The organism is Massilia sp. PWRC2 (assembly GCF_049896725.1).
Lineage (GTDB): Bacteria > Pseudomonadota > Gammaproteobacteria > Burkholderiales > Burkholderiaceae_D > JAFCUW01.
In genome coordinates, this window is the sequence record NZ_JAFCUW010000006.1 from 27,173 (window position 1) to 50,145 (window position 22,973).

Genomic DNA, 22,973 nt, shown 5'->3' on the forward strand with positions numbered 1-22,973 from the left:
CGTCTGCCTTAACTTGCAAAAAAGATGCGCTTCGCATGCACTTGCGCGGCTGTGGCTGGTGCGCCACTGACCCGCACCAATCACCCCTCCAAGCAATATATTTTTCTTAAATGCATCTATTTGTGACACACTATCTGCGCAATATTCCCATACTTAGTTACAAACTGTGCGCTCGCGGCGCCGCTGTCCTTGCCCTCAAGACGGACCACCCCATGACTGACATAACGACAGCAATACCTGCGGATCCGCCGCGGAACCTGTTTGTTGCGATGCCGTCCTGTGCGCCGGCAGGTGCCCGGTGAGGGCGGCCATCACGGTCGATGCCGAACGCCCGCTTGCGTCCGCACGCCACCAGTACAAATTTTTTTACCTGTGCGCCCTGCTGCTGCTGCTGATCTGGAGCGTCATCTGGTACGACCTGGTGCGCAGCCGGGAAATTATCCTCAGCGAAGCGCGCGTGCAGTTGCATGGACAGGCGCGGGTGTTCGCCCAATACGCGTCGGCCAATGTCAAGCGCCTGAACGAGGCACTACTCGATTTACGCGGTGACTGGAAAGGCGATACCGCGCAGTTTGCCGATCTGGTCCGGCATCGCCAGGGCATGATCGACGATCTGTTGTTCCAGGTTGCGATTATCGATAAAGAGGGCATCCTGCTGTTTTCCAACCTGGGCCGGCCGACTGAACGCACCGACCTGCGCACGCGTGAGCATTTCCTCGCCCACCAACGGGCGCCGGACAAGGATGCCTTGTTCATCAGTAATCCGGTGAAAGGCAAGGTCTCCGGCAAATGGTCGCTGCAATTTACCCGCCCTTTGCTCAAAAACGGCCGCTTCGACGGCGTCATCGTGATCTCCGTCAGCCCCGAACTGTTTAGCGACTTTGCCAGCCAGTTCGCCAGCGAAGAGAGCAGCACCTTTGTCGTCCTCAAATATGACGGTACCCTGATGGCGTGTTCGCCGGTGACCGATTTTTCCACCGCGCCGAAGGTCGACATGAGCGACTATCTGGCGGCCCGCCGCAGCGGCAGTGACACCATCGTGCGCGCCTCGACATTCGACCACGCAGAACGCATGCTCGGCTTTCACTTCCTGCCTGACTATCAGATGGTGTTCGTCAGCGGCGAGCGCATGGATGTCCTGCTGCGCCCATACCAGGCGGGCCGCGATAAACGGCTGGCGCTCGCCAGCGTGCTCTCGGCCGGCTGCCTGTGGCTGTGTTATCTGCTGGACCGCACCGCGCGCGCGCGCCAGCGCATTTCGCAGCGCCTGGTCGAGCGCGAGCGGGTGCTGCGCGAGTCGCAGGAATTTGCCCGCATCGGCAGCTACGGCTACCACAGCGCAACCGGCCAGTTCAGCCTCTCGGCAATCGCCGAGGAGATTGTGGGCGCGCGCACGAACTGCACGCTGGCCACCCTGTTGCGGATGATCACGCCGGCCCACCGGCGCCATGCGCTCAGCGAACTGAAGGAGGCGGTACGCCAGGGCGCGCCGTTCACGGTGGCCTATCCGGTGCGTCGCCAGAACAATGGCGTTGACTGCTGGATCGAGGCGCGCGGCTATGTCGACCATGCGGCAGCGCCAGATGCGGCGCACGTGCTGGGCGTGGTCCAGGACATCACCGAACGCAAAAAATATGAGCAGCTGCTGCAAGACAACCGCAGCGAGCTCGAAACACTGGTGGTCAGAAGGACTGCGGACCTGACCAGCAGCAACGCCACGCTGCAGAAAACGCTGGCTGACCTCGCGCGCGCCAACAGCCACCTGATTCATTCGGAAAAAATGGCGTCGATCGGGCAACTGGCGGCCGGCGTGGCGCATGAAATCAACAATCCGATCGGCTTCGTCATCTCGAACATGAACAGCTTGCGCGGCTACCTCGACAAACTCATGAACGTCATCGCCGCCCACGAACAGGCGGCCGCGCTGGTAGCGGGCAACCCGGTCGCGCCTGATGCCGACCTCGACTACATCCGCGACGATATCGGCGACTTGCTGCGCGAATCGGACGAGGGCTTGCAGCGAGTAAAAAAGATCGTCCAGAACATGAAAGACTTTGCCCACGCTGGCGAGGGCCAATGGCAGCAGGCCGACCTGCACCACGGCATCGTGACCACCTTGAACATCGTCGCCAGCGAACTCAAATTCAAGGCCAACATCGTCAAGGATTTCGGCACGCTGCCACTGGTGGCGTGCATGGCCACGGAACTGAACCAAGTGTTCCTCAACATCCTCATGAACGCCGGCCATGCGATCGCCCACGGCGGCCAGATCACCATTGCCACGGGGGTCGCTGGCAAAGAGGTGTGGATCAGCATCGCCGACAACGGCGCCGGCATGCCGCCCCAGGTAGTCAAGCGCATCTTTGAACCGTTCTACACGACCAAGCCGGTCGGCGTGGGCACGGGACTGGGACTGTCGATTTCCTACAGCATCATCGAGCAACACCGCGGCCGCATCGAGGTCAGCAGCACCGTCGGCGTCGGCACCCGTTTTTGCATCCATTTACCGATTGAGCGCGCGCCGGCGTTGCCGCTCAACGCCTGACCAGCACGCAACACCGTGTGACGTCGCCTGCGGCATCGACGCCCACGCGCGATCGTGCCATTGCATGCTTGATTGAGCGGCCGAGCACGCGTTTGAACCTGCGCGCGCAGCTTGTCGCCGACTACCATACTGTTGTTGGACGAATAACGATAGAATTCAAAGGCCCGTGGATTTCCATGGGCCTTTCTACATCGGATCCCACATGGTTTTACGCTTGCGCCCATTGTTTCAGCTAACGGTCACGGCAATGCAGCAGGGCTTGGCAAGATGAGTGCCGCTGTCCTCACCGCACCGGCGCCACGGCGCCTGAACCTGGCGATCGCGCTGTCGCTGCTGGCGCATGCGCTGTTGTTAAGCGTGGCGCTGGGCGGCCAGAGCTTCGGCATGCCAGACCTGCACTTGCCGTGGCAACAGCGCCCGCTCGCGCTCAGTGATTTGCACGTCACGCTCGCTGCATTGCCGTCGGGCCTGCCGAGTGCCACGGCGCTGTCGCAGACGCCGGATCGAGCTGTGAGCACGACGCCGCTGCCGCCGGGCGTGGCGGTGGCCAGTGTGGCGGCGCCCGCCCCTGCTGCGCCGGGCGCGATGCAGGCGGTGCTGCCGCCGGCCGAGCCAGCAAACGCGGCGCCGGCCCCAGCACAAGCGCAAGCCGCGCCGCACCCCGACGTCAATTTGCCGATCGCGCCGGCAGCGCCGCCGCAGCGTGCGGCCGCCACTAACGTCGAGCGCAAGCTGGTCGACAGCGCCACCGAGGCTGCGGCGGCCAGTGCTGCCGCCGCCGCAGAACAGGCAGCCCAACAGACATTACAACGAGCGGCCCAACAAGCTGCCCAACAAGCGGCTGAACAAGCGACGGCGCAGGCGGCCGAACAAGCCGCCGCACACCAGCTGGAACAGGCAGCGCGCGTGGCGCAGAACCTCGCGCGCCAGCGCCAGGCAGAGGCGGCCGCGGCGGCGCAGCGCGAAGCAGCCATGCAAGATCAGCAGCGGCAAGCGGACCTGGCGGCACGTGCTGTCGAGGCCACCAAGGCCGATGCGGCGCGGGTGGCGGCACAACGCCAGCAGGCGCAACAAGAAGAAACGGCGCGCCAGCAGGAGCGCCAGGTCCGCGAACGCGCCGAGGCCGCCCGGCTGGAAGGCGAACGCGCGCAGGCAGCAGGCATCGACAGCGAGAAACGCGAACAGGCAAGGCAGGCGCAACTGGCAGCAGCGGCGCGCCAGCAAGCGGCCCGGCAAGAGCTGGCACGCCAGGACGCCCTCAAGCAGGAAGCCGTGCGACAAGACCAGATCAAGCAAGAACTGGCGGGCCAGGAAGCACGACAACAGGCACAACAACGGGCACAACAACAGGCACAACAAGAGGCGCTGAAGCAGGAAGCGGCGCGGCAAGAGGCAACCCGCCAGGACAACATCAAGCAGGAAACTGCCCGGCTGGACACCGCGCGGCAGGAAGCTTCCCGGCAAGAATCTGCCCGGCAGGTGGCTGCCCAGCAGGCGGCCAGCCAGCAGGACAGCACGCGTCAAGAATTGGCGCAGCGCCAGAAGGAGCAGGAAGCCAGGCGCGAAGAACGGCTGCGGGCAATCGGCAAGCAACTCGATGCCGAAGCGGCCCAGCGTGACGCCGCTGCGACCCCATCGCGTTCGCTGCTGCCCGCATTTAGCACCCTGCGGCGCGCTTACTTGATGGGACGAGCCGACCCGAATGCCGAGCTGGTCCGATACGCGGAGAACATGAGCCGCAAGATCGAAGCCAATATGACCATCGAGATGGTGCGCGAGGTGGTCAAGCAGCCGCACACGCAGCCGGTGGTGACGGTGGCCATCCGCGCCGATGGCTCAATCGAAAAAGTGACCTTCGTGGTCTCCAGCGGCGTGCGGGCGATCGACGAGTCGATCCGCAACGTGGTGGCCAGCCAGGCACCCTATGGCGCGTTTCCAGCCGCGCTGGCGCGCCAGTACGACGTGGTCGAGATCCGTCGCAACTGGGTGTTTGATGTGGCCATTCGCTTGCAGTGAGGCCCGCCAATCAGGGGCGTTGACGGCTGTCCACGACCGCGGCCCTGACGCCTTTACATAACTTTACAGGCCAATGTCTTCAGATCCGCACGCATTTCCCGTTAAATACTTGTATCTAAGAAAGCTAAGAAAGGCATCCGATGAGCACAACGATTAACGGCAGTAGCACCACGGCGCTGGCAACGGCCTTGTTCGACAAGCTCGACACCAAGAAACAAGGCTACCTAGAGCAGGCCGATCTGCAGACGGCTTCCGCCAGCAGCAGCGACAACGCGAAGACGGCGGACGTGTTCAAGGCACTCGACAGCGACAGCGATGGCAAGGTGACCAAGAGCGAGCTGTCGGTGGCGTTGCAAAAAGTGGGCGATCAATTAAATGCGCAGGCGGACCAAGCGCGCGTGACGGCAGCCAGTGGCGACACCGCCAGCGCGAGCGGCAGCAGCGCGCCGCCCGCCGCTGCTGGCGGCCCGCCACCTGGCGCGGGTGATCGCGATGGCGCTAGTGACGGCAACGGCGCGGCAGCAGCGACGCCATCGACTGCGGCGACGCCATCGACTGCGGCCAGTCGATCGGGCACTGCCCCGGCGTCAGCCTCTGCATCGACGTCTGCCACGTCATCGACTGCCTCGACCATCAAGTACATCGCTGCGGCGGACACCGACAACAACGGCACCGTCAGCGACGCCGAAAAGGCCGCCTACGACAAGGCGCAGGAAGCGGCGCTGGTCAAATCAGCGGAAGAAAAGGCAGCGGCATTGAAAGCGCAGACCCAGGTGGACCAATACAAGGCGGTCAGCAGCAGCGGCGATGCAGCGTCAGGCCGCGCCGCTGCGGTTGACGTCTCAGCCTGAGCGCAAGCGCAGCGTCCGGTCAGTTCTGGTCGGCGTCGATCGCCTCAATGATTTCGGTCACCTTGGCAATCGCCACCGCGTTGCCCTGCTCGGCCGCCTGCACATACAAGGTCAGGGCTTGCTCGAAATTTTGCACGACGCCCACCCCATAAAAATACATGGCTGCCAGATTGCACTGGGCGATGGCGTTGCCCTGGACGGCTGCCAGCTGAAACAGCTGCGCGGCCGTTTCAACATTTTGCTCGACCCCCTGGCCATTGTCGTACATGACGCCGAGGTTGGTCTGGGCGGAGGCGTTGCCGCTGGCTGCGGCGCGCCGCAGCCAGTACAACGCCTGTTCATTGTCTTGCGGGACGCCGCGGCCGACGTCATACATCACGCCCAGATTGTACTGGGCCATCGGATTGCCCTGATCGGCGGCCAGCCGGTACCAGTGTATTGCCTGGCCAAAGTCGGGGGTGACGCCGGTGGCGCGCTCGTACAGCACGCCCAGGTTGTACTGGGCAGTGGCATTGCCCTGTTGCGCCAGTGCCTTGCAAATTTCCAGTGCGCGCGCGCCATTGCCCGCTTCGGCCGCGGCGGCGGCTTCGCCCAGTGCCTGATCTTCTGAAGATAGTTGTTCGTTTGCTGCTTGCATCAATAAAACTCCTGGTCGGATTCTGCGGCTCGGGCGCGGCCTTGGCGCCTTCCCGCTCGGGAAAGGCGTCAGATCATCAAAATTATCACATACAGGACAGCGGAGGCGGAATATCTGTTGCAGTCGGCCCTGTCAGGGACAACTACCGTAGGCATAGTAGCCGGGCGAGGTGCGGCGCACATCGGTGAAGGCGACCACCGAATACACGCCCAGGTACTGGTTGGAATTGACGGCATACACCTGGCCACCGGCACCGAGGTAGGCGCGGCCATAATAGACGTGCCAGAAATTGCTGTCGTACCAGTGGCTGCAGCTGAAGGGCGCGGCGCCATTGCCGCTGGTGATGCGGTCGATCATGGTTTTGATGGCAACCATCTGGCCGCCGCTCTTGGCGGGAAAATTCAGGTCATCGTAGCCCCACCAGTCCCAGCAACCATTCGGATTGGCCGCCGTGGTGCCGGCCTGCGGGTACAGCACCACGATCTTGTTGGTATCCGCCCAGCGGTTGTAGCCGGCGTTCTGATAAAAGGCGGTGCCGACCATGGCGACGCTTTGCTTGCAGCCATGGAAGGCCACATGGAGCCGGCACGCCTGCCCGGCCGCGCAGGCGGCTGGCACATAGGCATAGCCGGTGCTGGCCATGCCATGGGCGGTCGGATTGAAATTACCCCAGAATACCGACTGGTCAAAGTTGATGAAGCTGCCGCCCAGCGTGCTGACGTTTCTCGGTGCCAGCGGGCCGTACAGCCAGTTGAGGATGTCGCCGGCCGTGTCGAAATTGCAGTTACTCACATACGGCGGGCCATTGACGCTGCAGCTGTTGCCAAAGAAATCGGTCGGCATGGTGTGTTCGGCGGCCAGATTGTTTTTATAGCGGATGCTGGCGGCCGGCAAGTAATTGCCGTACATGCTGCGCAGGTCGTTCATCACCGCCTGCTTGACGGTCGAGTCGAGGGTGCCGGAAAACAAATAGACGCGCGAGCTGGCGAGGTTGCTGAGCGGATCAATATAACCATTGCTCGACCAGATGCTGATCACCGCGCTCAGATACGGCAGATTGCGCGAGCCGCTGTCAGCCATGCACGGCCCGGTGGCGATCAGCACATTGCCTTGCGAGCAGTAGACGGGGCCGCCGGCAACGATGCCAGCGCCCTTGCGGATGGTCGTTGAATAGGCAAAGTGCATCTGCGCGGCCATGTAAGCGCCCGACGACAGGCCCGACACGGACACCTCGTTGACACTGATGTTGTACTTGGGCAAAACAGTGGCACCGACTGCGCTCGACGTATGACTGCAAGCGAGCAGGCCGCCCAGCAGACAGGCCAGCAGGCACGAAAACAGACCCGAAAAGGTAGGGCGACGTTCCATGCTTTCTCCCGTTTTATAATGAGCAAGCGTCTGGGTGAACCAGCCTTGGACGGCGTAGCGCCGCCACGTAGAGTCAGAATATGCCGCAGTCAGTGATTGTCAAGCGAGGGGGAGCGTCAGATCCGTTCGACCAGCTGCTGCGCGGCCCGCTCGCTCATCACCAGCACCAGCTTCAGGCGGGCCCGCGTCATGCCGACAAACAGCTTGCGAAACACCCGTTCATCGATGGCCGCGAAGTCGATTTCCGTAAAAATGACGGCGGGCGCCGACTGCCCCTTGAAGCGGTACACCGATTCAGCCAGCAAGCCACCGTCGCGAAACAGCGGGTGTCCAAGGACGTCGTAGTGGCCGGTGAACGATTTGAGCGTGTGGGCGTCGCCCAGGGTGTCGAGATTGAGAATGGCGGAATGTTCGCGGCCACGAAAGGCGGCGATGGCAATATCGCTGCGGCCAAAGCCAGCCGCCAGGCACAGGGTAATGGCGTGCTTGGTCTGTGCCAGCAGGCTGGCGTTGTCGGTATAGACCAGGTATTCGATATCGGCGCCGTCGAACGGGCTGGCCGGCGCCACCGGTTCGCGCGGCGCGCTGGCAGGGGCGATGGCGGCAAGCATGTCGACGATCTGGCGCGGACTGCGGTAATTCGCATTCGAGTGCAGCACCACCCAGCCCGGCAGCGGCACCGGGGCGCGCTGATACAGGTTCTGGGTGGGGTCTTCCAGCCAGGTAGCTCTGCCCGGCGACTTCAACATGCGCAGCAGGATGTCGCGCCAGGCGACGGAAAAATCCTGGCCTTCATCGACGATCAGCACATCGTATTTCCAGGTGTCCGGCAAGTCGGCGCGGGCCAGTGCCGTTTCCATGATGTCAAACACATCGGCGGCAGCGTAGTCGGGCGTTTCGCCGCGCGCGCGCAGGAACGCGTCGCCCAGCATGTGAAAGGTGGCGACGCGGCCGCCGGCCGGTACCAGCCGTTCAATATGGTCGGCCAGCGGGCGATTAAAACAGACGTACAGGGGCCGCAGGCCGGCGTCGATGGCGGCGCGGTATTCGGCCAGCGCCAGCTGGGTCTTGCCGCTGCCGGCCGTGCCAATGACGTGCAGGCGGTACGGTGAAAATTCGAGCCGCCGCGCCCACGTGCACAGGCCGCCGGACAGGCGCGTCACCATGCGGGTGGCGCAGCCGATCATGGCGCTGGGATCGGGGCGCAGGCTGAGGGTGTCGCCCAGAAAGCGGGCGACTTTTTCGAACTGCTCGCCGCTGTCGGCGGGGTCGGTCAGCGGCAGCAGTTCGCGCACCATGTCGGCCAGGCGGTGCTTGCTGCCGGCGTCGATGATGTGGCGCGCATCGATGCCGGCCAGCTGTGGATCGCGCACGATGTAATCGGGGCAGTACAGCAGGTAATCGACTGACAGCGCGACTGGCAGCGCGACTGACCGCGCGCTCGAGTTCGTGGGGCTGTCAAAGCGGCGCCGCAGGGCATCGATGGTACGCACGATGCGCGCTTCGATATTGCGGGGTTTGCCGCGGTAGTTTTTCACCAGGCCATCGGCCGTTTCGGTCAGAAAGCCCGCCTTTTGCTCGATCAGCAACAGCCGGCCGCTGGGCGCCAGAATCATAAAATCGATGTCGCCATATGCCGAAAAACCGTGCTCGGCATTGGTCCAGTGGACGCCGTGATAAATGCTGTACGGCGTGTCGGCCAGACTCGCCTCGAGCGTTGCCAGGGTTTCGATTTCGCGCGCGGCAGCGCCGGTCACGGCCATGTCACGCCAGCCGGCAGGATGAATGTGCGCCATGAATGTTGCTCACGCCTTGCGGCGGCGGTGGTGGAAATAGGCCATTTTATGCGCTGCGCAGGGACGCACGATCTGCGCCGAGGATTTTTTTATGGGCGATGGACTGGCCAGCAGGCGGAGGTGAAGGTAGCCCCGACAGCAGCGGGCCACAGCGGGTTGGACGGCAACCAGCGGCCAAGCAATTTGCTGCACCACGGCAACCGCGCGGTCTGTGCACGCAGACACTTGTAGAATTATTATTTTATTTTCCACCAAGGTCCGCATGAGCACCACCGAATGGTTCTTGTTAATCGGCTGCCTGATGCTCGCGCGCGGCCTCGCCGCCACCACCATTGCGCGCTTGCCGGTGACCTCGGCGATGGTGTACCTGGTGGTCGGGGTGGCGCTGGGGCCGATGGTGTTCAAGGTGTTTCGCTTCGACCCCGTCAGCCATTCGAAGGCACTGGAAACGCTGACCGAAATTGCCGTGCTCATTTCGCTGTTTTCGGCTGGCGTCAAAATGCCGGTGCCCTTCATTTTCAGCCGCTGGTCGCCATCGATCCGGCTGGCGTGGCTGTCGATGGCGATCACGGTGGGGATGGTGGCGGCATTCGCTACTTTTGTGCTGGGCTTGCCACTGGGCGCCGGCGTGCTGCTGGGGGCGATCCTGGCGCCCACCGATCCGGTCCTGGCCACCGATGTACAGGTGCGCCACGCCGGCGACGACGACACCCTGCGCTTTACGCTGACCTCGGAAGCGGGCATGAACGACGGCTCCGGTTTTCCCTTCGTGATGCTGGGGCTGGCCCTGCTGGGCGCGGACGCCAGCGCCATCGGCGCCGGGGGCTGGCAGTGGCTCTTGCGCGATGTGCTGTGGGCCACCTTCGCCGCCATCGCCATCGGCCTGGCCGGCGGCGCCGCGCTCGGACGGCTGGGCTGGCTGCTGCGCAACCAGGCGCCGAAGCATGAAGTACTCGACGACCTGGTGGGACTGGGCTTGATTGCCGTGGTCTACGCGCTCGCCGAACTGGCCCATGCATGGGGATTTCTCGCAGTGTTTTTTGCCGGTATCGGCCTGCGCCATACCGAGCTGCTGCTGGCCGGCGCCCACAAGAACCGCCGCGGCTTGCTGGTGCCCGACGATCCCAAGGCCGATCCCGCCAACGACGAGGTGCCTGACCGCGCCACCACGCCGCTGGCCGTCAGCGCCGAGTCGCTGGTATTCAAGGAACACCTCGAGCGGCTGTCCGAGCTGACCCTGGTGCTGCTGCTGGGCAGCATGCTGACGCTGTCGAGCTGGAACTGGCGCACCTGGGGCACGGCGCTGTTCCTGTTCGTGGTGGCCAGACCGCTCAGCGTGCTGCTGGGACTGGCGGGCACCGGATTGCCCTTGCGAATCAAGCTGATCATCGGCTGGTTCGGCGTGCGCGGTATCGGTTCGCTGTACTACCTGATGTACGCCATCAACCACGGCTTGCCCGCGACGCTGGCACGCGATCTGCTCCAGATCACGGTGGTGGTGGTGGCGCTGTCGATTATCGTCCACGGCACCAGCGTCAAGCCGCTGATGGACCGCTTTGGCAAGCGAGCGCCGCGTGCCGGTCGGTGACGGGCCGCTGCGGTCCGGGCGTCGCCAGGCTTTATACTGCCGGATGACTTCGACTTTCACAGGATCTCCATGAAACGCCCTCGCTTGCTCACTGCGCTGCTCGTCCCCTTCCTGCTGTCGGCCTGCATGCAGGAAACCACCAGCTATATCGTCGACGACCGCGACCATGCCATTTCCCTGCGGGCGGAACAGGATTATTTCTGGAGCGATGCGGTCGCCCTCAAAATGGTGGTGACCAACCTGCCGGAATGCCAGCGCCAGTTCCCGATGACGACGGTGGCGACCAATGCGGTGGAGGTGGAACTGTATGGCGCCGGTGACGGCGTCTATTCGATGCGGGTGGGCGCCCAGGTGATGCGCATCGAGATGGCCGGCTGCACCCGGCTGACCGAGCCCACCCCACAGGAACTGGGCCAGCGCGTCGGCACCTTCCGGCTCGACGCCGACAAAAAATTGGTCTTCGAGAAAGCGCCGGACGCCCCAGCGCCACCAGCGGCGGAACCGAAGGGCGCCATCCCGGAGCCGGCAGCATAAAGCGCGCACGCGCGCAGGCCAGCACGCAGCTGCGCGTCCCACCGGCCGCGAAATCACTGGCCAGCCCGGCGCCGTAGCGCAATTGCCGTGGTCGGCTTGCCGAGCGCGATCAGGGCGTTTTCCAGCAGGCTCGGTTCGTCCGCGCGCTGCAAGGTCCACTGCGTAAAATATTCGTGCACGGTGCGCCACGGCGGGAACGCTGGCGGCATGCTGCGCCACGGCGCAGCCGTTTCGAGGAAATACAGGATGGCGCAAAACACATCATATAAATCGTGCTTGCGTGGCCGCGTCTTGCGGCGCGCGGCTTCGAGCAAGGGGCGGATGCGCTCGAAGTCTTCGCGGGAAATGTCGCTCGGGTAGACTGGCCTGGACATCGTCAACCTCCAAATTCTATTGGAGGGCTGGAAGCAGAACAGGTTCCCGAAATTTGTCCGACCCCGCCAGCGCCTCAGGCGGCGCTGGCGGTAGTTGCCACGGTCAGTCGCGCGCGAGCGCCAGAAATTCCGTGCGCAAACCGAGGTTGGGCTGCAGTTCGCCCAGCATGGCCGAGGTGATGGTTTCTTCGCCAGGGGTGCGGATGCCGCGGCTTTCCATGCACAGGTGACGACACTTGATCACCACGCCGACCGCTTTTGGCTCGAGTACTTCCATCAGCGCGTTGGCGATCTGGATCGTCAGCCGTTCCTGCACCTGCAGGCGCTTGGCAAAGCAGTCAACCAGGCGGGTCAGCTTGGACAGGCCGACGATCTTGCCCTGCGGCAGATAGCCAATGGTGGCCTTGCCGAAAAACGGCGCCAGGTGATGTTCGCAATGGCTGTAGACGGGGATATTGCGTACCACGATCAATTCGTTGTAATCCTCGGCGCCGTCCTCAAACGCCTTGAGCAGGGTGACCGGGTCCTGGCCATAGCCGGAGGTCCAGTGCTGCCATGCCTTGGCGACCCGCGCGGGTGTTTCCACCAGCCCGGCACGATCGGGGTTTTCGCCCAGGCTCACGAGCAGGCGGCGCCAGTCGTTTTCGGTAAAGTCGTCGTGGTCAGACATCGTGTTCTTTCAAAATATTCGATTTGCCGACAGTATATAGAAATTCGACGTTTTGCTTGGCCGCCCCCCTTTTTCCTGCCAGTTGACAAGACCTGACTTTGCGCAAACCGTACGCCTGTTGCACATCGCTGCGCTAGCGTAAAACTGTCCACCTCGAGCGGGAGCGCCTCATGTTAAATAGTTCAATTATTGAAGTTGCAATCGGCCTCAGTTTTTGCTACGCCACCCTGGCGCTGATGGTCAGCACCGTGCAGGAAGCGCTCGCCTCGGCCCTGCATTTACGTGCCCACACTTTGCTCGACGGCATCAAATCCATGCTCAACGATCCCCATTTCACCGGTCTGGCGCGCGATCTGTACAGCCACGCCCTGATCAACCCGCACGACGATGGCCAGGCCTTGAATCAGCACGCCCTCAAGCACAAGCCGTCGTATATCCAACCCCTGCACTTTGCCATTGCGCTGACCGATGCGATCGGGCGCACGCCAGGTCACAGCGGCCGGCTGGGCGACGACATCGCCGCCGTCGGCGACGTCCAGTTGCGGCGCGCCCTGCAAGGCCTGTACGTGCGCGCTGGCGGCGATATGCAACAGTTTCAGGATGGTGTGGCCGGCTGGTTCGACAGCGCCATGGCGCGCGTGTCAGGCGAGTACAAGCGCCGCTCGCTGCTGATCAGCCTGCTGCTGACGCTGCTGCTGACGGTGTTGTTCAATATCGACACGGTGCATTTGTTGAAGACCCTGTGGCAGCAGCCGGCGCTGGCCGCGCAGATCACGGCGGCGCCGGCGGCACTCGACCGCCAGAGCATTGATTTGCTGTTTGCCTTGCCGATCGGCTGGTCGCATTTTCCGCCGGCGTTCGACCGCGCCTTCCTGCTGCAGGTGGCCGGCTGGCTGATCACCGCCGCCAGCGCCCTGTTCGGCGCGCCGTTCTGGTTTTCGACGCTGCAGCGATTTATGCAATTGCGCGGTACCGGTGCCAAGCCGGCAGAAGCGGAGGCACCCACGCTAGCGCGGCCGGAGCCCACGCGCGGCGGTTGGGGCGCCGGTACCTGAAGCGCCTTCAATGCATAAAAAAACCGGCGTCGCCGGTTTTTTTTGACTGGGTCAGGCCGGCCGGTAAGTGTCGACCAGCATGCTCGAAATCGACACATGCGGCACTTTTTCCGGCCATTCATCGCGCGGGCCGAACCAGCGGGCCTCTTCGATTTCATTGGCATCGACGCGGATCTCGCCGCCGGCGTAATCGGCGGTGAAGGCGATCATCAGCGAATGGGGAAATGGCCACGACTGGCTGGCAAAATATTGCAGGTTCGTCACCGTCAAGCCTACCTCCTCGAACACTTCGCGGTGCACCGCTTCTTCGATCGATTCGCCCGCTTCCAGAAACCCTGCCAGCGGCACGTAGCGGGTAGTCGATGCCTTGCTGTGCTTGGCCAGCAGGAAGGCGTCGCCCTTGCGGATCAGCACCATCATGGCAGGTGAAATGCGTGGGTAGGCCATGTTGCCGCAGCGGCTGCATTTGAAGCAGCGTTCGCCCGACGCCAGTTCCATCGGGTTGCCGCAGGCGCCACAAAAACGGTGGGTGCGCGCCCATTCGGCCAGCTGCGAAGCACGCCCGGCCAGCCCCAGTAAATCGTCGTCCAGTTCGCCAAACAGCGAACGCAGGCCACGCCAGCCGTAGCCACCGGCCGGTACGCTGTCGCGCTCGACCCAGCCGGCCCGCACATAACGTTCACCCAGCAGACCGACCGGCACCAGCTGATGCGGTCCCAGCTCGAGCTCGGCCACGGCGGCGCGGTCGGGCAGCGCCAGATCGTGCTCGCGCACCAGCACCTGGTTGCCGTGAAACAGAAACGTCAGCGCTGCGTCATCGTCACGCGGCGCCATCAAAGGGGTAAACGTGGCGGGGGTCTGGAGCATGGCGAAGGGAATAAAGTGGGGACCGTTCATGATACCGGCTTTCGGCGCCGGCAGTTGAAGGCGGCCGATTTACGGGATCAAGGCATGGCGCCGGCACCGTCACTGGGATCGGCCAGCGCGATCACGGTGTCGCCGGCGGCGGCCACGCAGCCCTCGGCGATCGCCGTCCAGCCGCGGTGCAGCACCACCTGGCGGCTGTTGTGGCACAGTTCGACCCGCTCGGCATCGGGCCAGCGTTGATGGGCAAACGTTTCCAGGGTGGCGGGCAGGCTGATGGCCAGCTGGCGCGCCTGGCGCGCTGGCGCCGGGTGGTCGCCGAGGTGGACGAAGGGGACCAGGGGCGCCACCCACATCAGCCATCGCGATGGCACGCTGACCGGCGCCGGCGCGTACGGCGCCGCCGCCAGCCAGGCCTGGGCACGGTCGCGTAAATCGTCGCCGTCGGCCAGGTCGCCCCAGGCCGCCGCCATCAGCTCGGCAACCCACTGGTTGCAGTTCTGGTAGCGCAGGCTGAACGGATAGGCGGTGGCGCTGTAGGCGCTCGAGAGCAGGTGCAGCGCGCGCGGGGTGTCGAGGGCAGCCTCGCGCAGGGCGGCGGCAGCGGCGGCCGGCACCTTCACAATGGAAACGTAGCCGAGGGCGGGATTGTCGATGCCCATGGCGAAACCGGCCATGCCCTGGTCGAAAATGCGCGGGCGCCCCTCGTCGCAAGCGTAGTACAGCTGGCGCGCCGACCAGGCGCCGGTGGCGCTGCGCCAGGCCACGCCCGTGTGGGAGTAACGGATGCTAAAACGGGACAGGTCGAGACCGGAACGGCTGACCAGCACGGCGCCAGCGCTGGCATCGTCGGGCGCACCATCGGCCAGTTCACGGCGGACGATGGCGGCAAAGCGCAGCAAGGTGTCCTGCTGGCTTGCCGTCAGTGGCTGCAGGCGGTCACAGAACGCCGGTGAGCCCGACTGCGCATGCGCGCTGGCAGTCAAGGCGGCGCCCACGCACAGCAGCACCAGCCGGCATCTCACAAGCTGACCTTGCGGGCCGCCAGTTCCTGGTAGACGTCGTCGGCCAGTACCAGGAAAAACGCTTGACGGGCGCCGTCGCCGCGGGCGAACTCGAGGCCGTAATCGCGGTTTTTCACCTGCACCAGCACGCCCGCCGTCAAGGCTTGCTTGTCGGCGATGTTTTGCGGCAGGTCGAGGACGATGCGCTGCTGCGCATCGGCGCCCAGTTGCATGGCCAGGCGGGTGCTGTTGGCGCGGCCCGGGGTGGGCGTGACGTCGAGGATCTGGTAAGTGCCATCGGCGCGCTTGTTGTTATTGGTCGAACTGTTGCTCGAACCTTGCAGCGAATCGGACACGCTGCCACTGGACGCCGAGCCGGCGCTGGACGCCGATGAGGCAACACTGTCGGCGTGCACCTGGCTGGCGCTGAGCACGGCAGCGGCAAACAGCAGGTGACGCAGGGTAGCGGTCGGGGTCATGAGGTTTCCTTGAAGTAGGTGACGAATCAAACGGAATATAGCAGGGCAGGCGCCCGCTGGCGATCACCGGCGTGGCGGCCTGACCACGTTTCAGGGAACGTTACCCACATCACCGGCAGCGCCTGGTGCCAGCCGGCGCGCGACGTCACCATGCAGCGCCAGCGGCATGGCGCGTGCCCAGCGGTTCGACGACAGCGAAAACGTCAGCGCGCGCACCTGGTGGTACCAGCCAGCCGGCACGTAGAGCAGGTCGCCCGGTTTGACGATGCATTCGATAAATGTCGCCTGGCGCGCCAGGGGGAACTGGTCGAGGTCCAGCGCTTCCGGGTCGACGGGCGAGCCGAACAGCAGGGGATTGGCTTCGCGCACGTACAGATAAGCATCGTGATGGGGCGGCGCCAAAGTGATGCGCTTGCTGCCCCAGATTTGCGCAAAAATATTGTCGTCGAAATCACAGTGCAAGGGGGTCACCGTGCGCGCCGGGCCGATCCAGAAGCGGGGCGGGCCCAGCTTGTCGAAATAGGCCGGCCAGTGGCACAGACGGTTCAGTTCGCGCAAGGCCAGATTGCCGAGATAAGGTGGCAGGCCGGGGGAGGCGGCGCCGGCCTCGGCCTCGACCAGGTCGAGATACTCGCCCATCGACATGTCTTGCATGGCGCGGTCGGCGGCAAAGGCGGTGTTGATGTAGTCGCCCACGCGCGCGCGCACCGGCAGACTGGCATAGGCCTCGCGCAGCAGCGACGGCTGGCACGCCGTCAGCGGCCAGCGTTTGACCACGCCGTCGATCAGAAAAGGCAGACCGCGCGCCGCCTGCTGGCGAAAGGCGGCGCCGTCGAGACGCCCGAAGCGGGCGATGGCGCTGATCGCCGGCGCCGCGCGGGCGGCAGCGCGAATGGCGTCGCGCATGGCGGCAATCGAGTGCACCGCGCGGATGGCGGCATCCTTGCGCGCGCGCGCCTGGCGCACGGCGTCATCGCGCAGCGCTGGCAGCGCCAGCCGCGGCGGCAGGCGGCGGGCGGCCGCGGCTGGCGGGCGATCGTGCGGCGGAACTTGTTTGGATACCATCACTGCTTTCGTCGTCAGGCGGCCGGAGCGCCGGTGCCGCAAGAGCGAGATGATAAGGCAAATCAGCGCTGCAGATCACAGCCCGTAGTGGTAGGCGCCATCGGACTGGTCGGCAGCACGATCGACGGCCAGTGTTTCGCGCAGATGGACGAACAACAGCGTTTCGAGCAGCCAAACAAGGCTGAACGGTTGGGATGACGACGCTGCGTGCATGGTTGAGTTGAACATGAGATAGCTCCTTGGTAGATGGTGCGGGAACCCTCCCCTCGTGGCCGGGAGCAGGGCATGCCGTCATCATGGCGGCGCTGCCGTGATCGATCCAATAGCGCGCAGGGATCGTTTAATAGATGGTGCTTATCAAACTGTCGAAGCGCGCCTGCAGTGGGGTTTGCAACATCATGGCCAGCACCGCCGCCGTGATCGGTGCGGCGGGTTCCTGGCGGCGCACGACCAGGCCGATATCGCGCGCGATGGCCGGGGTAATCGGCACGACGGTGAGTTCCTCGCGCAGTTCGACCAGGCTCAATACGCTGTGGGGAATGATGGCGCACAAGTCGCTGAAGCGGATTTGCGCATACAACGCGAAGATGGAATCGGTCTCGAGCCGCACCGACGGCCGCACGCCGGCGCTGCGGAAGGCGGCATCGATGATCTGGCGGCCCTGCATGTTTGCCGTCAGCAGACACAGCGGCAGCGCGGCCGCCTCGGCCCACGTCAGCGTGCTGCGCCCGCCCAGCAGTGCCGCATCGCGCGCCACCATCACGTAGCGCTCGGCGAACAGCGGGTGCAACTCGAAACCGCCGAGTGCGCGGTCGTCCAGAAACGTCAGGCCGATATCGAGGTCATAGCTGTCGAGCCGCCGAACGATCTCATCCGAAGGCAGCGACAGCAGGGTGATGTCGATGCCCGCGTAGGCGTGCTGGCACGGTGCTGTCAAAAAGGGCACGACCGGCATCGCGGTGGGAATGGCGCCGATGCGCAGGGTGCCCGACAGGCTGGTGTGGGCCTTATCGGTTTCTTGCCGCAGCGCCTCGTAGCTCGACAGCAGATGCTGGGCCCAGCCGACCACGCGCAGGCCTGCTGCCGTCATGCCCTCATAGTTGCGGCCACGGCGCACCAGCTGCAGGTCGAGTTCAGTCTCAAGCTTGCGAATGGCGCTTGACAAGGCCGGTTGTGAGACATGGCAAGCCTCGGCCGCGCGCGAAAAATGGCCGACCTCGGCCAGGGTAACCAGGTATTGCAACTGGCGGATAAACATGGCGCCTTTCGTGAGCGGTTGCGGTTGCGGGGCGGCGCAGCGCGATGGCTGCTGCGTCTTGCAGTTTAAACACAAATTTCCTGCAGGACGGCGCGAAACACGTTATATTCCTGCGGATACATCGAGCATTTACCCGTGGAGTTCCTATGATCCGTTCTAGCGTCCTGTTCGCCCTGCTGGTGAGCACCGGCATGGTCCATGCCGGTGACGTGCAGGTGGCAGTGGCCGCCAATTTTGCCGCGCCGATGAAAGAGATTGCCGCCAGATTCGAGCAGGACAGCGGCCACAAGGTGCTGTTCAGTGTGGGCTCGACTGGCAAGTTTTACGCCCAGATCAAGAACGGCGCGCCGTTCGACATCCTGCTCGCAGCTGACGATGAGACCCCGGCCAGACTGGAAAAAGAAGGGGCCACCCTGCCCCACAGCCGGTTCACCTATGCCATCGGCAAACTGGTGTTGTGGAGTGCACAGCCGGGCGTGGTCGACGACAGGGGCGAGGTACTAAAGCAGGCCACATTCGCCCACCTGTCGATTGCCAATCCAAAACTGGCGCCGTATGGTGCGGCAGCAGTCGAAACGCTGCAAAAGCTGAGTCTGTATCAGGCGCTGGAATCAAAACTGGTGGTCGGCGAGAGCATTGCGCAAGCCCAGCAGTTTGTCGCTTCCGGCTCTGCCCAGCTGGGGTTTGTCGCCATGTCGCAAGTCTACGAAGGCGGCAAGCTCAAGTCGGGTTCGGCGTGGGTGGTGCCGGCCGGCCTGTACGCGCCGATTCGCCAGGATGCGGTGGCACTGGCAAAGGGCAAGGGGAACCCCGCCGTTGCCGCCCTGCTCAAGTACATGCAGGGCGACAAGGTCAAAGCCATCCTCCGTTCGTACGGCTATGCGCTGTAAAAATGCCGGTCTCCGTGGTGCGCGGCGACCCACGAAAAGGCGGCGATATTGACCACAATGACGCCGACCGGACAAATTCACACCGCCGAGCTTAGCGGCAGCCTCCTGCCTTTTCCCCTGTAAACGACGGCTGCCGGCAGACCACGCCAGGTCATCGACTTGTCATTTTTTCTTGTTAATGTAACCAGCATAACTTTCCCCCTGGAGCAAACAATGAAAACAAATGTGACCCTGATGGCAGCGCTGGCCGCAGTCGGTTTGGCCGCTTGCGGCAGCGATTCCACCACGGCTCCAGCCATTCCGGAGGGCACAACCGTGACGCTGGCGCTGATGGAAACCACCGACATCCATGCCAACGTGATGAGCTACAACTATTACGCGCTGGCGGAAGACACCAGCCTGGGCCTGGAGCGCACCTCGACCCTGGTGACGGCGGCGCGCGCGGAAAACCCCAACAACGTCTTGCTCGACGATGGCGACGTCATCCAGGGCACCTTGCTGGGCGACTTGCAGGCGGGAACAAAACCGGTCGCCTGTAGCGAGACCATGGCGGTGCACAAGGTGATGAATGCAATGAAGTACGACGGCGGCGGCTTCGGTAACCACGAATTCAATTACGGCTTGCCGCTGCTGAGCCAGATCACCAATACTGACTTTGGCATTCCCGGTGTCACCAAGCCGGCCGCGACCTGCGGCGCGCCGGCGTTTCCGCTGGTGCTGACCAATGTTACCAGCGTCGCCAGTGGCAAACCGATCATCCAGCCCTACACCTTGCTGCCACGCACATTCGCCGCGACGGCGCCCGATGGCAGCAAGCTGAGCGTCAAAATGAATATCGGCGTCATGAGTTTTGTGCCGCCGCAAATCCTCGAGTGGGACCAGAAAAATCTGGCCGGTAAAGTGGCAGTGGCGGGCGTGCAGGAAGCGGCCAAGCAGTATGTGCCGGAAATGCGCAGCAAGGGCGCCGACCTGGTGGTGGCGCTGTCGCACGGCGGCCTCGATCCCAGCACCTACAGCCCGAAGATGGAAAACGGCAGCTATCACCTGACCAGCACCGGTATCGATGCGCTGCTGATCGGCCACTCGCACCTGATTTTCCCGAAAGGCAAAGAGACCGGCGCGGCCGCCCTCGACCCTTCTTTCGCCGCCTTCCCGGCCAGTGCCAAGATCGACGCCGTCAACGGCTTCGTCAACGGTGTGCCAACGGTGATGGCGCAAAGCTGGGGCCGGCGCCTGGGCATCATCAAGATGACGCTGGCCTACCAGGGCGGCAAATGGGTGGTGCAATCGGACAAAACGACCGTCGAATCGCGCGGCTTCAAGTACACCGACGGCGCCACCAATGTGGCCGTCGACCCGGCCGTGGCGCCGCTCGTTGCCACCGAACATGCGGCCACCATCGCCTTTGCCAAGCAGCCACTGGGGGTGGCGACCGAGTTTGAAATGTCGGCATATTTCGCCCTGGCTGGCGATGTCAGCGCGATCGAACTGGTCAACCAGGCGCAACTGGCTTATGTGAAAAATTTTATTGCCACCAGCACCGATGCGACCATCGCCAGCTACAAGAGCATCCCGGTGATTTCGTGCAGCGCACCGTTCAAGGCGGGCCGCAATGGCCCCTCCGACTTCACCGACGTCGCCCCGGGCGCCAGTGCGGCGGCGCCAGTCGGCCTGCAAGTGCGCAATCCGGGCGACCTGTATTTGTACAGCAATAACAATCTGCAGGCGGTGAAGATCAAGGGATCTGATTTGAAGGCCTGGCTGGAAGCGTCTGCTGCACAATTTGGCCTGATCGACCCGGCCAAAACCACCGAACAAGACTTGGTGCCAAGCTACGGCACCATCTATAACTACGATGTCTTTTATGCGGAAAACAATGCGCTGACCTATCAGATCGATGTCACCAAGCCCGTTGGCAGCCGCGTGGTAAACATCAGCTACCTGGGGAAAACGGTGGCCGGCACGGACGACTTCATCGTCGCCACCAACGACTACCGCGCCGGTGGCGGCGGTGCGGTGCCGGGCATCGATGGCAGCAAGACCATCATCAAATCGCCCGATGCCAATCAAGCCATCGTCAGCAACTATTTGACGGCGCTGGGCGGCGCAAGCGGCAAGGTCACGCTGGCAGCCAACGGTAGCGCCCGCAGCTGGAGCTTCGTCAAGGTGGCGACCGCCGGTCCGGTGATCCTGCGCTCGGCGCCGGGCCACCTGGCACTGGCCCAGAGCAGCGGCATCAGCACCATCACGGCCGAAGGCGGCCTCGATGCCAGTGGCTTTGCCAAGTACCGCGTCGATCTGAGCAAGTAAATGCAAGCGACCGCACCCGCGCGATTGACAGCGGCAGCGTTAGTACTGGCGCTGGCCGTGGCGCTGTGCGCCTGCCAGCAGCAGGCACCCACCGCCGCGCAGATCGAAACGCTGGGCATGCAGGCGCGCCAGCAAAACGCTGCGCCTGCGCAGCGGCAGTTGCTGGCATGGTCGGCGCAGCAGCTGCCGGTGGCGCAGCGCGAGCTGGCGCTGCTCTACAAGAGTCGGCCTGATCAGCGCACAGCCGCCTTGCGCCTGTTCGAGCAGGCGGCACGGGCGGGCGATGGCGACGCCGCCTTCGAGCTGGGCGACTTGCTGCGCACGGGCGTGGTCGGCACGGCACCGGCACCGGCGGCGGCAGCCCCGTGGTATGCGATGGCGGCGGCGCGCAAGCATGCCGGGGCGGCCTTGATGCTCGGCATGCTGTACAAAAATGGCGAAGGGGTCAGGCGCGACGACGCCGTCGCCGCCCACTGGCTGGACGTGTCGAGCCAGCTTGGCAATCCGCATGCCACGTTCTTGCTTTCCAATATGGTCAAGCAGGGTCAAGGGGTCGCCAGGGACCCGGCACGGGCCCGCTACCTGCTCGAACAGGCGGCCGACCACGAGTACCCGCCCGCCATCCAGGAACTGGCCATGATCGTTCAACTGGGCGACCAGTTCAGCGCCAAAGACGAACGCCAGTCCGGCCAGTTGATCAAGGAAGCGACGGAGCACCGCCACAACAACTGGAACCGCTTCTGACCGGCAGCGCAGGTTCGCCAAGTGCAGTGCAAGCACCGCGATGGTGAAAGAAAAAGCCCTGTAAATCACTGATTTACAGGGCTTTTATATGCGGAGAGCGGGGGAGAGCGGCGTTGTTTTAAAACGGAATATCGTCATCCATATCCGAAAAATTCGGTGCCGGCTTCGGCTGCGGGCGCGCGGCCGGGGCCGGTGGCGCCTGGCGCTGCTGTGCCTGCGGACGGCTTGGCGGCGCGCTGTCGTAGCCGCTGCCGTCGTCCATGCCGCTGTCGCCGCCCATGCCTTGACGGCCGCCCAGCATTTGCATGTTTTCGGCAATGATGTCGGTCGCGTACTTTTCGACGCCGTCTTTGTCGGTGTATTTACGGGTTTGCAGGCGGCCTTCGACGTAGACCGACGAGCCTTTTTTCAGGTACTGGCCGACGATTTCAGCGAGGCGGCCGAAAAACGAGATGCGGTGCCATTCGGTCAGCTCTTTCGCTTCGCCGGTGTTCTTGTCTTTCGATTTATAGCTGGTGGCGACAGCGATATTGGCGATGGCGTCGCCGCTGGGCATGTAGCGAATTTCCGGATCGCGGCCAAGATTGCCGACGATGATGACTTTGTTGACTGAGGCCATGTGGTGCTCCGATGGATGTTGTGAACCCTGACACTGCATGTGTCCAAACGTCAGGGAATTGGCGCCCGAAGGCAGTGTGTATTATATATCGCAGCACCTGCCCCACCGCAGTCGGCGCAGCGCTGTTTTACGGGCGCTGGCGCCGCCCTTGCGCGCACGCACGGGCGCTAAGCAAAAAATGCGTTGTTTATTTTGCTTTTATGGCTGCTTTGCCATTGGAATGGGGCCGCTTCTGCCCATCTGGCCTGGCATCACTCAGGTCATCTCCGTGGTTCGGCGCCCGAACGGGTTGCGGCGTGGCGATCG

At 63.7% G+C, this 22,973-nt stretch carries 20 protein-coding genes and 1 pseudogene; 9 read left to right on the top strand and 12 right to left on the bottom strand.

All coding sequences use genetic code 11. The features are described 5' to 3' along the window. The first annotated feature begins 298 nt into the window (after positions 1-298). The 3 genes from ACP7BZ_RS13075 (at position 299) to ACP7BZ_RS13085 (ending at position 5,412) form a co-directional block, all read left to right on the top strand. Positions 299-2,545 carry an ATP-binding protein gene (locus ACP7BZ_RS13075; RefSeq protein ID WP_426113779.1) on the top strand — a complete coding sequence of 749 codons (2,247 nt, stop codon included), beginning with the start codon at positions 299-301 and terminating at the stop codon, positions 2,543-2,545. A 267-nt stretch (positions 2,546-2,812) separates the two neighbouring features. Next, positions 2,813-4,561 carry a TonB C-terminal domain-containing protein gene (locus ACP7BZ_RS13080; protein ID WP_426113781.1) on the top strand — a complete coding sequence of 583 codons (1,749 nt, stop codon included), beginning with the start codon at positions 2,813-2,815 and terminating at the stop codon, positions 4,559-4,561. Between the two features lie 140 nt (positions 4,562-4,701). Next, on the top strand, positions 4,702-5,412 hold the full coding sequence (locus tag ACP7BZ_RS13085) for an EF-hand domain-containing protein (protein ID WP_426113783.1): 711 nt from the start codon (positions 4,702-4,704) through the stop codon (positions 5,410-5,412). A 19-nt stretch (positions 5,413-5,431) separates the two neighbouring features. Here the strand turns inward: ACP7BZ_RS13085 and ACP7BZ_RS13090 are convergent, their stop codons facing one another. The 3 genes from ACP7BZ_RS13090 to ACP7BZ_RS13100 all read right to left on the bottom strand — a co-directional run bounded on the left by ACP7BZ_RS13090 (position 5,432) and on the right by ACP7BZ_RS13100 (position 9,213). Further along, a complete protein-coding gene (locus tag ACP7BZ_RS13090) occupies positions 5,432-6,049 on the bottom strand; it encodes a tetratricopeptide repeat protein (protein ID WP_426113784.1) in 618 nt (205 codons plus the stop codon). A 132-nt stretch (positions 6,050-6,181) separates the two neighbouring features. Next, positions 6,182-7,417 (bottom strand): extracellular catalytic domain type 2 short-chain-length polyhydroxyalkanoate depolymerase, encoded by a 1,236-nt coding sequence (locus tag ACP7BZ_RS13095; RefSeq protein ID WP_426113786.1) that lies wholly within the window; start codon positions 7,415-7,417, stop codon positions 6,182-6,184. Positions 7,418-7,533: 116 nt separating this feature from the next. Next, complete coding sequence (locus tag ACP7BZ_RS13100; protein WP_426113787.1) at positions 7,534-9,213, bottom strand: ATP-binding domain-containing protein; 1,680 nt, start codon at positions 9,211-9,213, stop codon at positions 7,534-7,536. Positions 9,214-9,475: 262 nt separating this feature from the next. On the opposite strand from ACP7BZ_RS13100, the gene ACP7BZ_RS13105 reads away from it, so the two are divergent. Both ACP7BZ_RS13105 and ACP7BZ_RS13110 read left to right on the top strand, forming a co-directional pair. Beyond that, on the top strand, positions 9,476-10,801 hold the full coding sequence (locus ACP7BZ_RS13105) for a cation:proton antiporter (RefSeq protein WP_426113789.1): 1,326 nt from the start codon (positions 9,476-9,478) through the stop codon (positions 10,799-10,801). 69 nt (positions 10,802-10,870) lie between these two features. Further along, positions 10,871-11,335 (top strand): hypothetical protein, encoded by a 465-nt coding sequence (locus tag ACP7BZ_RS13110; RefSeq protein ID WP_426113791.1) that lies wholly within the window; start codon positions 10,871-10,873, stop codon positions 11,333-11,335. A gap of 110 nt (positions 11,336-11,445) precedes the next feature. Here the strand turns inward: ACP7BZ_RS13110 and ACP7BZ_RS13115 are convergent. Then, positions 11,446-11,709 (bottom strand): annotated as a pseudogene (locus ACP7BZ_RS13115) (transposase); the annotation flags it as partial. A gap of 103 nt (positions 11,710-11,812) precedes the next feature. Further along, entirely contained in the window at positions 11,813-12,379 is a 567-nt protein-coding gene (gene folE, locus ACP7BZ_RS13120; protein WP_426113793.1) for a GTP cyclohydrolase I FolE, read from the bottom strand. A 170-nt stretch (positions 12,380-12,549) separates the two neighbouring features. Here folE and ACP7BZ_RS13125 point away from each other — a divergent pair, with 170 nt between their 5' ends. Further along, positions 12,550-13,434: a hypothetical protein gene (locus tag ACP7BZ_RS13125; RefSeq protein WP_426113795.1), complete on the top strand. Its 885-nt coding sequence runs from the start codon at positions 12,550-12,552 to the stop codon at positions 13,432-13,434. A 51-nt stretch (positions 13,435-13,485) separates the two neighbouring features. On the opposite strand, the gene nudC is transcribed toward ACP7BZ_RS13125, so the two are convergent. The 6 genes from nudC to ACP7BZ_RS13155 all read right to left on the bottom strand — a co-directional run bounded on the left by nudC (position 13,486) and on the right by ACP7BZ_RS13155 (position 18,104). Beyond that, positions 13,486-14,301, bottom strand: coding sequence for an NAD(+) diphosphatase (gene nudC / locus ACP7BZ_RS13130; RefSeq protein ID WP_426114271.1), 816 nt, complete (start codon positions 14,299-14,301; stop codon positions 13,486-13,488). Positions 14,302-14,378: 77 nt separating this feature from the next. Beyond that, positions 14,379-15,323, bottom strand: coding sequence for a DUF2145 domain-containing protein (locus ACP7BZ_RS13135; RefSeq protein ID WP_426113797.1), 945 nt, complete (start codon positions 15,321-15,323; stop codon positions 14,379-14,381). Then, complete coding sequence (locus ACP7BZ_RS13140) at positions 15,320-15,781, bottom strand: hypothetical protein (RefSeq protein WP_426113799.1); 462 nt, start codon at positions 15,779-15,781, stop codon at positions 15,320-15,322. Before ACP7BZ_RS13140 ends, ACP7BZ_RS13135 begins: the two co-directional genes overlap by 4 nt. Positions 15,782-15,871: 90 nt before the next feature. Beyond that, the gene (locus ACP7BZ_RS13145; RefSeq protein WP_426113801.1) at positions 15,872-16,846 is read right to left on the bottom strand and encodes a cupin-like domain-containing protein; all 975 of its coding nucleotides are present in this window, start codon (positions 16,844-16,846) and stop codon (positions 15,872-15,874) included. A gap of 75 nt (positions 16,847-16,921) precedes the next feature. Continuing rightward, a complete protein-coding gene (locus ACP7BZ_RS13150; RefSeq protein WP_426113802.1) occupies positions 16,922-17,074 on the bottom strand; it encodes a hypothetical protein in 153 nt (50 codons plus the stop codon). A gap of 112 nt (positions 17,075-17,186) precedes the next feature. After that, complete coding sequence (locus ACP7BZ_RS13155; protein WP_426113803.1) at positions 17,187-18,104, bottom strand: LysR family transcriptional regulator; 918 nt, start codon at positions 18,102-18,104, stop codon at positions 17,187-17,189. A gap of 146 nt (positions 18,105-18,250) precedes the next feature. On the opposite strand from ACP7BZ_RS13155, the gene modA reads away from it, so the two are divergent. From modA to ACP7BZ_RS13170, 3 genes are all read left to right on the top strand, one after another. After that, positions 18,251-18,994, top strand: coding sequence for a molybdate ABC transporter substrate-binding protein (gene modA / locus ACP7BZ_RS13160; RefSeq protein WP_426113805.1), 744 nt, complete (start codon positions 18,251-18,253; stop codon positions 18,992-18,994). A 213-nt stretch (positions 18,995-19,207) separates the two neighbouring features. Next, on the top strand, positions 19,208-21,304 hold the full coding sequence (locus ACP7BZ_RS13165) for a bifunctional 2',3'-cyclic-nucleotide 2'-phosphodiesterase/3'-nucleotidase (protein WP_426113807.1): 2,097 nt from the start codon (positions 19,208-19,210) through the stop codon (positions 21,302-21,304). Next, positions 21,305-22,048: a tetratricopeptide repeat protein gene (locus ACP7BZ_RS13170; protein ID WP_426113809.1), complete on the top strand. Its 744-nt coding sequence runs from the start codon at positions 21,305-21,307 to the stop codon at positions 22,046-22,048. It begins immediately after the preceding gene. A gap of 118 nt (positions 22,049-22,166) precedes the next feature. On the opposite strand, the gene ssb is transcribed toward ACP7BZ_RS13170, so the two are convergent. Further along, entirely contained in the window at positions 22,167-22,667 is a 501-nt protein-coding gene (ssb, locus tag ACP7BZ_RS13175; RefSeq protein WP_426113811.1) for a single-stranded DNA-binding protein, read from the bottom strand. Between the last annotated feature and the right edge of the window lie 306 nt (positions 22,668-22,973).

Bases quoted from the DNA above. Each gene is read 5' to 3' on its own strand.
- ACP7BZ_RS13095 (WP_426113786.1), bottom strand. From the start codon at position 7,417: ATGGAACGTCGCCCTACCTTTTCGGGTCTGTTTTCGTGCCTGCTGGCC.
- ACP7BZ_RS13140 (WP_426113799.1), bottom strand. From the start codon at position 15,781: ATGACCCCGACCGCTACCCTGCGTCACCTGCTGTTTGCCGCTGCCGTG.
- modA (WP_426113805.1), top strand. From the start codon at position 18,251: ATGATCCGTTCTAGCGTCCTGTTCGCCCTGCTGGTGAGCACCGGCATG.
- ACP7BZ_RS13105 (WP_426113789.1), top strand. From the start codon at position 9,476: ATGAGCACCACCGAATGGTTCTTGTTAATCGGCTGCCTGATGCTCGCG.
- nudC (WP_426114271.1), bottom strand. From the start codon at position 14,301: ATGCTCCAGACCCCCGCCACGTTTACCCCTTTGATGGCGCCGCGTGAC.
- ACP7BZ_RS13110 (WP_426113791.1), top strand. From the start codon at position 10,871: ATGAAACGCCCTCGCTTGCTCACTGCGCTGCTCGTCCCCTTCCTGCTG.
- ACP7BZ_RS13085 (WP_426113783.1), top strand. From the start codon at position 4,702: ATGAGCACAACGATTAACGGCAGTAGCACCACGGCGCTGGCAACGGCC.
- ACP7BZ_RS13100 (WP_426113787.1), bottom strand. From the start codon at position 9,213: ATGGCGCACATTCATCCTGCCGGCTGGCGTGACATGGCCGTGACCGGC.
- ACP7BZ_RS13090 (WP_426113784.1), bottom strand. From the start codon at position 6,049: ATGCAAGCAGCAAACGAACAACTATCTTCAGAAGATCAGGCACTGGGC.
- ACP7BZ_RS13150 (WP_426113802.1), bottom strand. From the start codon at position 17,074: ATGTTCAACTCAACCATGCACGCAGCGTCGTCATCCCAACCGTTCAGC.
- ACP7BZ_RS13145 (WP_426113801.1), bottom strand. From the start codon at position 16,846: ATGGTATCCAAACAAGTTCCGCCGCACGATCGCCCGCCAGCCGCGGCC.
- ACP7BZ_RS13170 (WP_426113809.1), top strand. From the start codon at position 21,305: ATGCAAGCGACCGCACCCGCGCGATTGACAGCGGCAGCGTTAGTACTG.
- ssb (WP_426113811.1), bottom strand. From the start codon at position 22,667: ATGGCCTCAGTCAACAAAGTCATCATCGTCGGCAATCTTGGCCGCGAT.
- ACP7BZ_RS13080 (WP_426113781.1), top strand. From the start codon at position 2,813: ATGAGTGCCGCTGTCCTCACCGCACCGGCGCCACGGCGCCTGAACCTG.
- folE (WP_426113793.1), bottom strand. From the start codon at position 12,379: ATGTCTGACCACGACGACTTTACCGAAAACGACTGGCGCCGCCTGCTC.
- ACP7BZ_RS13125 (WP_426113795.1), top strand. From the start codon at position 12,550: ATGTTAAATAGTTCAATTATTGAAGTTGCAATCGGCCTCAGTTTTTGC.
- ACP7BZ_RS13165 (WP_426113807.1), top strand. From the start codon at position 19,208: ATGAAAACAAATGTGACCCTGATGGCAGCGCTGGCCGCAGTCGGTTTG.
- ACP7BZ_RS13155 (WP_426113803.1), bottom strand. From the start codon at position 18,104: ATGTTTATCCGCCAGTTGCAATACCTGGTTACCCTGGCCGAGGTCGGC.